The 10,139-nt window shown below is 52.9% G+C and carries 9 protein-coding genes; 4 read left to right on the top strand and 5 right to left on the bottom strand.

Annotation, left to right across the window (positions count from 1 at the left end; translation table 11 throughout):
• Positions 1-63 precede the first annotated feature (63 nt).
• A protein-coding gene (locus tag OGX89_RS04225) for an IS3 family transposase (protein WP_155959297.1) occupies positions 64-1,211 on the top strand; the annotation gives its coding sequence in 2 pieces (ribosomal slippage) (positions 64-301 and positions 301-1,211; 1,149 coding nt in all).
• A gap of 49 nt (positions 1,212-1,260) precedes the next feature.
• Positions 1,261-2,787, top strand: a complete 1,527-nt coding sequence (locus tag OGX89_RS04220) for a T6SS phospholipase effector Tle1-like catalytic domain-containing protein (RefSeq protein WP_118262882.1) — start codon at positions 1,261-1,263, stop codon at positions 2,785-2,787.
• Between the two features lie 245 nt (positions 2,788-3,032).
• Here OGX89_RS04220 and OGX89_RS04215 read toward each other — a convergent pair whose 3' ends face one another.
• The 5 genes from OGX89_RS04215 to OGX89_RS04195 form a co-directional block, all read right to left on the bottom strand.
• On the bottom strand, positions 3,033-3,905 hold the full coding sequence (locus tag OGX89_RS04215) for a phosphorothioated DNA-binding restriction endonuclease (protein ID WP_126957117.1): 873 nt from the start codon (positions 3,903-3,905) through the stop codon (positions 3,033-3,035).
• A 501-nt stretch (positions 3,906-4,406) separates the two neighbouring features.
• A complete protein-coding gene (locus tag OGX89_RS04210; RefSeq protein ID WP_126957119.1) occupies positions 4,407-5,663 on the bottom strand; it encodes an NAD(P)/FAD-dependent oxidoreductase in 1,257 nt (418 codons plus the stop codon).
• Positions 5,650-5,904: a (2Fe-2S)-binding protein gene (locus OGX89_RS04205; protein ID WP_008786074.1), complete on the bottom strand. Its 255-nt coding sequence runs from the start codon at positions 5,902-5,904 to the stop codon at positions 5,650-5,652. Before OGX89_RS04205 ends, OGX89_RS04210 begins: the two co-directional genes overlap by 14 nt.
• Positions 5,901-7,004: an NAD(P)/FAD-dependent oxidoreductase gene (locus OGX89_RS04200; protein ID WP_126957121.1), complete on the bottom strand. Its 1,104-nt coding sequence runs from the start codon at positions 7,002-7,004 to the stop codon at positions 5,901-5,903. Before OGX89_RS04200 ends, OGX89_RS04205 begins: the two co-directional genes overlap by 4 nt.
• Positions 7,001-7,942: a 4-hydroxyproline epimerase gene (locus OGX89_RS04195; protein ID WP_003830113.1), complete on the bottom strand. Its 942-nt coding sequence runs from the start codon at positions 7,940-7,942 to the stop codon at positions 7,001-7,003. Before OGX89_RS04195 ends, OGX89_RS04200 begins: the two co-directional genes overlap by 4 nt.
• Before the next feature lie 308 nt (positions 7,943-8,250).
• Here OGX89_RS04195 and OGX89_RS04190 point away from each other — a divergent pair, with 308 nt between their 5' ends.
• On the top strand, positions 8,251-9,066 hold the full coding sequence (locus tag OGX89_RS04190) for an AraC family transcriptional regulator (RefSeq protein WP_008786078.1): 816 nt from the start codon (positions 8,251-8,253) through the stop codon (positions 9,064-9,066).
• 138 nt (positions 9,067-9,204) lie between these two features.
• Positions 9,205-10,125, top strand: a complete 921-nt coding sequence (locus OGX89_RS04185; RefSeq protein ID WP_003830108.1) for a dihydrodipicolinate synthase family protein — start codon at positions 9,205-9,207, stop codon at positions 10,123-10,125.
• Positions 10,126-10,139: the final 14 nt, after the last annotated feature.

The raw sequence follows: 10,139 nt of genomic DNA, 5'->3' as shown, positions 1-10,139 counted from the left end.
TGAATCGCCACGGGTTTAACAGACACCTCGGAGTCATTTAAGATGACTTAAAGAGAGGTGCCCATGAGCGGTAAACGTTATCCCGAAGAGTTTAAAATTGAAGCAGTCAAACAGGTTATTGATCGCGGTCATTCTGTTTCCAGCGTTGCAACACGTCTCGATATCACCACCCACAGCCTTTACGCCTGGATAAAGAAGTACGGTCCGGACTCATCCACTAATAAAGAACAGTCAGATGCTCAGGCCGAGATCCGCCGACTCCAGAAGGAGTTGAAGCGGGTTACTGACGAACGGGACATATTAAAAAAAGCCGCGGCGTACTTCGCAAAGCTGTCCGACTGAGGTACGCCTTTATTCGTGACAACTCCCGTTGCTGGCCTGTTCGTCTGCTCTGCAGGGTGCTGGATGTTCATCCCAGTGGCTTTTACGCCTGGTTTAAACAACCGTATTCTCAGCGCCACCAGGTAGATCTGAGACTGACGGGACAGATCAAACAGTTCTGGCTGGAGTCCGGTTGCGTTTATGGTTATCGCAAGATCCATCTGGACTTGCGGGATAGCGGTCAACAGTGCGGAGTGAACAGAGTCTGGCGACTGATGAATCGTGCCGGGATAAAGGCTCAGGTCGGGTACCGGAGCCCGCGGGCACGCAAAGGCGAGGCCAGTATCGTATCGCCCAACAGGCTCCAGCGACAGTTCAATCCGGATGCTCCGGATAAGCGTTGGGTAACGGACATAACCTACATCAGGACCCACGAAGGCTGGCTGTATCTTGCTGTGGTTGTTGATCTGTTCTCACGCAAAATTATCGGCTGGTCAATGCAATCCCGGATGACAAAGGACATTGTCCTGAACGCACTGCTGATGGCTGTATGGCGGCGTAATCCCCAAAAACAGGTGCTGGTTCATTCGGACCAGGGCAGTCAGTACACAAGCCATGAGTGGCAGTCGTTCCTGAAATCACACGGCCTGGAGGGGAGCATGAGCCGTCGCGGTAACTGTCACGATAATGCGGTTGCAGAAAGCTTTTTCCAGTTGCTGAAACGCGAACGGATAAAGAAAAAGATCTACGGAACGCGGGAAGAAGCCCGCAGCGATATTTTTGATTACATCGAAATGTTTTATAACAGTAAGCGTCGGCATGGTTCGAGCAATCAGATGTCACCGACAGAATATGAAAACCAGTATTATCAACGGCTCGGAAGTGTCTAGATTATCCGTGGTGATTCAGAACAGTACATTTGCTACGTGCGAGGGGAAGATGACTGGAAAGTGGATTCGTCAACTGAGTACCACTCTTGTATGTGTTTTGATTAGTGGTCTTTTAACCGCTTGTACGGGACTAGTTTCTGGGAGTCGGACCATTCCTGTCAAAGTGACAGATTATGAAGAAATTCAAAAAATTACTTACACAGCCAATAATGCACCATTGATCACAGCACCCATCGGAAATCGCCCTGTAAGAATATACAAAGTTGCTTTTGATGGAACGCTCAATGATCACTCTAGAGTACCATCTGGTGAGCGTGAGACTCTGGTTGCTAGGATAGCCGCGCTTGTAAAAGCTGATAATTACTATCCAGGAGCAGGAATGCAGGGTCGCAGCATCGATTATTTCGATGCTGCGACTGGTAGAAGTGGTATCGCTATAGCAACAGATGCGGAGAAAAAATTCTATGCTCAAGCCAAAATTTGGCTAAAGCAAAATCCTGATACAGATATTCGGGTTTTTGTTACGGGGTTCAGTCGAGGAGCAGCAACTGCTAGGCATTTTATTAATTTGGCCAGTAATCAATGGGCCCAATATTTTAACTCAGATATTAAGAGTCCGCGATTTTATGCACTGCTTTACGATACTGTAGCGACCGGCCAGCAGGATCGTCTTACTCTCAATATACCTGAGAGCGTTGATTATCTTGTGCACTTTGTTGCAACAGACGAGGCTAGAAACTGGCTTTTTGTTCCAACGATTGATGAGGATAAAACACCGCTACCTTTAGGAACGCAGTTTGCCCCTATAAATCGAATCAATACTATCTATGTGCCAGGATCTCACTCTGATATAGGCGCTTCTTACTCCAAAGGTATTGGTGATTTATATATTACATTGACTGAACAATTTTTATACATGATGGGCTTGGCTCAGACAAACTGTTGGGAGAGCCATTATGATCCATTGTTAGCAGGGAAACATGACTCGCGAGGAGGGCTGGATGTTTTATTTGGTAGCCAGAATCCCAACACAGTCATGGTTGTAAACCGGCCATCAGTTAGTAAAGAAGCTATGCCACTGACAATCGTACAGCGTAAGGATATTGCCCTTCGCCTAAATGAGATGTGGGAAGCCAATTTCAGGCGTATGTCTGGAATGTATGTAGACCGGTCTGAAACGTCGCTAGCAACTATCACGCTACGAAAATCAATAGAGGGAATTGTACCTGTCAGCGTATCGAGTAACATCATACCAGAGTCATTAACATTATCACCTGAAGGTGACGCTACACGGATCCGCTTTAGATTCACTATGGGAGAAAGTGAAAATAGTTTACTTCTCAAACCGCAAGTTACAAGACATATAAAATCCGAAGGCTCTAAGGTTGCTTTTAGCTTTTTGGAATCGCCGCCAGACAGTTACATGGCAACATGGGTAGATAATCGGCTTATCGAATTAACTCCTATGACAGTTAGTTCAGAAGCTGTTTATGAAGCTCCATATCAACGTTGCATTAAACAATTGGATGGTACGTTCCGCTCGCCTATTAGTGCTATGGTTATTGGCTCCAACTAGAAAGCTTCATGTTAGCCTGATTAACTAGAATGGTAGGAGCTGTATGGGAAGGATGCAAGTTCCTGAGCATGCCGTTAGTTGTATTAGGTGGCTATCGCGGTGAACGTATCAAAGCGTAAGCATTGATCATATTTTATACAGATTTTCATTTGTGGGTATAAGTGTGGGTATAATCATCATGCTTATAAAATAAATTACATTAAAATCAGTTTGTTGAATGATTTATTCGAGTCCGGCCTTCGCACTCACCCTCTAAACACCTCCTTCCTGTGCCACTCCACAAAACCTTCTTTTGGATAATTCTCGCGCATCATCGGTAGAGCAATCTCCTTCCCGTCGAAATCCCAGAATAGTCTGCCCACCATGCCGCTGCCATTTACTGCGGGTGACACCTGAACTCGCATACTCTCATCCAGCCCAATCGAACCTTTATCAAATGCTTTATGGTGGATTGCACACAGCGCCAGGCCGTTTGAAATCTCGCACGGGCCGCCGTGCTGTTTCCATTTAATATGGGCGGCCTCTAGGGCAACCGAAGTGCTGTCGTGGCGCATATTGAAGCCACAAATGGCGCATTTATAGTTATAGGCACGCAGAACCTGCTGGCGGAACAATGGGTCCCGCTGTTTGCGGATTTGCAGGATATCAAACCCCAGTTCATCCGCGATCTCTTCCTGGATGCTTTCGGTGAAGTGAGCCTCGAGAATTTGCTGTGCCAGGGTGTTAATGAGGTTTTTGCTCTTTTTCAGTAGGGCAAAATGCTGTTCATCAAAACCTCCCACAACGTTATGCGTCACCAGTTCTCCGGCGGGGGGCTGTTTGCTGCTGCCGGATGTTGAGCAATGCTCGGCGTTTTGGAGCTCCCAGAATCCATCGCCCTGTAAGCGCCAGAAGGGCATATCCGGGCGGTACTGCGCGCGCTGTGGTCCAAATCGCTCCAGCAGGCTATGCAAGGGGGCGCGAACTTCTGAACCGTAATCAAACAGGCGGTCATGGCCTTGCTGATACCCCGCCAGCACGTGAAGCAGCAGTAGGGGCTTGTGCGGCGCGCGCTGTTCGCCTTTACGCCAGATGGTGATGTCAGCAATTGCCTGTTGCAGGGATTTACTAGAAGTCATTGATTTCATTTTCGGGTAAATAATTGCGATGATGCTCGCAAAATATCACTTAATCAAGCGTTGCTGTGCCTATTACGGCCAACACTAAAAATAATATTCATTATCGAATTCGCAGATTAATTAAAAAACTTTTTTCGCCATATTATTTTTAAGTTATTCAAGCTTATTCATAGGGGGTATTTTATAAAAATAAACATTGCTTTAGTAAGTGTTATTTTTTCTAACGATACGGAAAGAAAAGGTTATTTCCTGGGGTGTTATGCTAGTTTCTGCTTACTAATAAAAGCAATATCGGTAATTTGAATTGTTGGGTTTATCATATTTTAAACATGCATTACATTCCCTTTATATTTTTGAATGTTTGGCAGAAATAGGACGCTCGGTTCCCAAAACACAGAGTGAAATAGATATGGGTGAAGATAAAATTATTCCCTTTGACGAAATGGTCTACGGATACACCACATCAAAAAAGGCGCCAGTGGGCGCCTTTAAACCTGACCATCACCCCTCTGGTTTTGCTAGATGGATAAGCGTGTCGATACGCGCAGGGGAGAGCGGTTCGCGCGGCTGCGGCAGCGGCCAGCCGTACAGCCAGCGGGCGCTGGTGGCGCAGACTTTTCCCTGGCAGGCCCCCATTCCACAGCGTGAGGCGAGCTTTGCCGCTTGCCAGCTTTCGGCGTTTTGCACGTCGCCACAACGAATATCCTCACAACGACAGAGCAGCGTATCTGCGGTGGTCGCGGCTTTTAGCGACTCCGGCAATGCAAAAGTCGTATGCAGCGCGTGGGCAAAACGCTGCCAGCGGGCGCGCGCGGAGATGGCGCTTTGGGCTTTTTGCGGACAATTTGCGGCGGCGTAGCCGGCAATTTCTCCCTCGGCTAACGCCAGCTCGCTGCCGCCAAAGCCGGTGCATTCTCCTGCCGCATAGATATCCTGCACACTGGTGCGTTGATCCGTATCGACCCAAATAGCCTGATTTTCTGTTTTGCAGCCAAAGATGGCGCCAGGTTCTATATTCGGTACCAGCCCATAGCCAATGGCCAGCCTGTCGCAGGCTATCTCTCGGGTTTGTCCCTGGTGGCGCACGGTCACTGACTGCAGACAGGTATCACCCTGCGCTTGGATGACCTGGCTTGCCGGATGATAGCGGGCTGGAAAGAGCTCGCCGAACTGACGCAATTTTTCAGGCCAGCGCCATAGCCCGGTTGCGAAACGGGCCAGTGCGGTCATCGGTGCCTGTTCGATGATGGCAACAATATTCCCGCCAGCGCGTTTCACCGTACTGGCGACCGCCAGCAGAAGAGGACCGCTGCCTGCAATGACCACGCGTTCCCCTTTGAGTCGCAGGCCATGTTTTATCTGCGCCTGCAGGCCTCCGGCCCCCGTCACATTGGGTAGCGTCCAGCCAGGAAAAGGCAGCGAGAGTTCTCTGGCGCCGCAGCATAAAATCAGCCGCTGCCAGCGGATTTCGCCGCAGTCGTCTGCGGTTTCGAAGACTACGGAATGTGGGGTGGGGCGGGCAATTAGCCGGGCACCGCTCAGCAGTGTGATGTTGGGATGTTCAGCTACCGCCTGACGAAGCCGTCTGGCGTGCCGGGGGAGTGAGACCTGCGGCCCGTCGCGCCAGATTTGCCCGCCGGGGCGCGGGTTGTCATCAAGGATTATCACTGATTTTCCACAGCGTGCGGCAGCCAGCGCCGACGACAATCCGGCTGGCCCTGCGCCAAGGATCAGGATCTCACAGTCAACGCTTTGCATGATGGCTCCTTTCAATCACCATTTCGGGCTGGCATTCCGTCTGGCAGGCGAGCACCCGGTGTCCGTTCACCGTGACGCGGCACTCCTGGCACACTCCCATTCCGCAGAAGGGCGCGCGCAGTTGACCACTCACCGAACGACGGGTCACGCCGTTGCCCACCAGGGCCAGTGCTGCTGCAATACTCATTCCGACGGGAACCTCACAGCTCTGGCCGTCGATAATTACGTTCAGGGTTGTCATGCGATGGCCTCCTGCTTGTGCAGGCGTGCGGGGAGCCAGGCGTCCGGGGATACCGCCGGGCGCTCGCCAAGGATCTGGGCGCAAAGTAACTCGGCGGTTGCTGGCGCGGTTGTGACGCCCAGTCCTTCATGTCCCAGCGCCAGCCAGATACCCGGACGTGCAGGATGTGGGCCAATCAGCGGGTTACCGTCAGCCGATGCCGCGCGAAAACCGCTCCAGCAACGAATGATATTAAGTGCCTCAAGAGAGGGTAAAAAATGGCGCGCGCGCGCCAGCATCTGTGCCAGCAGGGGGAGGTCAACCTCGCGGTCGGTGTTATCAAACTGGCGGGAGGAGCCAATCAGCAACTGTCCGGTGGGGCGTGGCTGAATGTTAAAGGCCACTGAGGTACCGCATGCATGGGCGCTGGCACCGTATCCCAGCTCTACCAGCTGGTGGCTGAGCAAGGGGCCGTAGCGGTCGGTGATCGCCAACTGACCTTTTTTGAGCCTGAGCCAGTTTTCACCCAGCAGCGCATTGGCCCCCAGACCGCTGGCGATGACGATGGCGGGCGCGCGCAGTCGTTTACCGCTGTGTAGGGTGACGTAAGGGGCATCAACAGAGAGGGCGCTATCCCGAAGATGCGTTAAATCAGCATCGTTAATAAACCAGCGGGCGACGTTTGGGGCGTAAACTATCCCGTCGCCGGGGACCCACAGCCCGCCAGCGAGCCCGGTGGTGAGCAGCGGTTCGCGCGCGGCAAGCCGATCGCGGGTCTGCATTTCGCTGACAACCTGGTATTGTGCCATCCGTTGTTGCTTTTCTTCTGCCAGCGCAAGCTCTTGCGGCGTTTCCGCCAGCCACAGCGTGCCGCATCCGCGCCAGGCACAGCTTTCCGGCATCCGGGGCGTCAGTTTGCGCCAGCTCTCCAGAGACCAGGCGGAGAGTGCGAGCTCCGCAGGATCGTCATCCATGCACACCAGGTGGCCCATACCCGCCGCCGTCGCGCCTGCATTGCCGTCATCAATCAGCGTGACTCGCTGCCCGCGAGCGGCCAGTTGCCAGGCGCAGGCGGCCCCGATAATCCCGGCACCGATGACGATGACGTCACTTTCGATCACAGTGAGATCCCCCAGCAGAACGGATCTTCAGGATTGAGGATCAGCTTGTTATCGCCACAGACCCATGCCTCCCCGCGGATCGTCGGGACGATCTTGTCGCCATGCGGCACGAAATGCGCCGTAAATTCGCTGCCGATAATGCTCGCCTGCCGCCATGACTCTCCGGATTTGAGTTTTCCGTCCTCTGCCAGGCAGGCCAGTTTGGCGCTGGTGCCGGTGCCGCAGGGCGATCGATCCCAGGCTTTACCGGGGCAAAGAACAAAGCTGCGGCTGTCCGCGCGATCATCTTCTGCAAACAGTTCGATATGATCGATAATGCCGTCATGTTCACCACGGATGCCTGCACGATCTAACCCTTCACGGATTGCCCATGCGTACTCCGTCAATTCAGGGATCTTTTCCGGCGAGACCGCGAACGGATGATCGTTGACGAGGAAAAACCAGTTGCCGCCCCAGGCGATATCACCCGTTACCGTACCGTGGACGGTTTCAACCTGTACCTGCTTACGCCAGCGGTAGGCCGGCACGTTTTCGACCGAGACGCTGCCGTCTTCGTGCAGCGTGGCGGTCACATCGCCCACCGGCGTTTCAATCAGATGTTTACCGGGTTGAATGCGCCCAAGCCATGCCAGCGAGGCAATCAGCCCGATGGTGCCGTGACCGCACATGTTCAGAAAGCCGCAGTTGTTAAAGAAGATGACTCCCGCCGTGGCCTGTGGCGAAACCGGTTCACAGAGCAATGCACCGACCAGAACGTCGTTACCGCGTGGCTCAAGAATAATGGCTTTACGCCAGTCGTCGTAGTCGCGGGAAAAGCGCTCCCGACGCTCGCTCATGTTCCCCGTTCCCAGATCCGGAAAGCCGTCGATGACAAGGCGAGTGGGTTCACCGCCGGTGTGAGAATCAATCACTCTCAGTTCACTGTACTGCGCTGTCATAGGATCTCCGGAAAGTTAATATTTTGTTGCTAAATGCTGACGCAAGCCTTGCGTCCCGGCTTGATCGCTTTCGTCACCGCAAATGACGAAATCAGCATAATGGCCGCTGTCATCGTTAAGTCGGCATCATATTTATTTGTTATTAATCATTTCGTTAGTGGTGTGGTAAACCAAAAAAGGCAACCGCGCCAGTGGCTGGAAAAGGGGAAGTTATAAATCTACGGCAGGATCGCAAAACGCAGTAAGGATGCTTGCTCGGTTAACAAAAAGTTAATAAATATTCAGGTCACTAATCGGGAGGAAGCATGATGTCCTGTGTGATTAATGATGTGCGGGCCCCGTCGCCGGTGCCGGAAGTGGCTGAACTTAGCCAGATATGTGAGGGGTTGGCGCGTCAGCGTCCGGACAATATCCAGACGTTGCTCCATGCGATGGCATTGATTGCGCCGCTGCTCAATGCCATTCCGAATGTGGTTTTTTTTATCAAAGATGTGCAGGCCCGCTATTTGATGGTCAATATGACCCTGGCACGACGCTGCGGGTTTAAGACGGTGGTTTCTCTGCTGGGTAAAACTTCTGCTGATGTTTTCCCTTCAGCGCTTGGGCTGGGCTATACCGAGCAGGATATGCGGGTGCTGCGCGAAGGGGTAACGCTACGCGATCAGCTGGAAATGCATCTCTACAACGGTCGTGAACGCGGCTGGTGTTTGACTCAGAAGCTGGCGCTGCGGGATGCGCAGGGCCAGGTCATCGGTATGGCGGGGATTTCACACGATCTGCAGGAAGCGCAGGCGCGTCACCCGGCGTGGCAGCGGCTGGCGATCGTCGACGATCATATCCGCAACCATTATCACCGTCCCATTGCGATGGAAGAACTAACCGCCCTGAGCGGCATGTCGGTGGCGCAAATTGAGCGCTACTGTAAGCGTATTTTTCATCTCACTCCGCGCCAGATGATCCACAAAGTTCGGCTGGAAAAAGCCACCGAATTGCTGGCGGGCGATACGCCGATTACCGATATTGCGTTGCAGTGCGGTTATACCGATCACAGCGCGTTTAGCCGCCAGTTTAAGGCGATGACGGGCTCTACGCCGCGTGATTTTCGCATTACGCTTGCCGGGTAAGACACACTCACTGTGCTAATTTCGTCATCAAAGAGGAAGAAAACCACCAAGCAGTCGGTCGCCTGAAACGTCAATCTGTCAGTGAATATTCACCATTCATTCACTTTCAATTAACAAATTGACGACAAGGAACCGAACATGAGCAAGAAAGCCATTCACTGGAGCGGTGTATTCCCGGCAGTCAGCACCCAGTTTCGTAGCGATTATTCCCTGGATCTGGATGCCACCCACACGGTGATGAAAAACCTGGTCAAGGATGGTGTTTCTGGTCTGGTGGTGTGCGGCAGCGTGGGGGAGAACACCTCTCTGACCACGCAGGAAAAGCTGCAGATCATCGAGGTAGCGAAAGATGCTGCGGGCGGTCAGATCCCGGTCATTGCGGGGGTGGCCGAATTCACCACCGCGTTTGCACAGAAGATGGCGAAAGAGGCAGAGCGCGTGGGCGTCGACGGTATTATGGTGATGCCTGCGCTGGTGTATTCCTCAAAACCGCATGAAACAGCGGCCCACTTCCGCAGTGTGGCTACGGCTACCGACCTGCCTATCATGGTGTACAACAACCCGCCGATTTACAAAAACGACGTGACGCCGGATATCCTGGCGACGCTTGCCGACTGCGACAACATCGTCTGCTTCAAAGACTCCTCCGGCGATACCCGCCGTTTTATCGACCTGCGTAACTCTGTTGGCGACCGCTTTGTGCTGTTCGCTGGGCTGGATGATGTGGTGGTCGAGAGCATTGCCGTTGGGGCGGAAGGCTGGATCTCCGGAATGTCGAACGCCTTCCCGCGTGAAGGGGAGACATTGTTCCGCCTGGCGAAACAACAGCGTTATGAGGAAGCGATGGCGCTTTACCGCTGGTTTATGCCGTTGCTGCATCTGGATGCACGTCCGGATCTGGTGCAGTGCATCAAGCTCTGTGAAGAATTGCTGGGGCGTGGCAGCGCCATTACCCGTCCACCGCGTCTGGCACTGGAAGGGGATACCCGTGCGCAAGTGGTGGCGATTGTTGAGAAGGCGCTGGCGACCCGTCCACAGCTGCCGGATGTCGGCCTTTAAGTAAAGGAGTGATG

The sequence above is a fragment of the Citrobacter sp. Cpo103 genome (assembly GCF_030332605.1).
GTDB lineage: Bacteria > Pseudomonadota > Gammaproteobacteria > Enterobacterales > Enterobacteriaceae > Citrobacter > Citrobacter portucalensis.
This window is presented reverse-complemented; position numbering and strand designations above follow the sequence as displayed.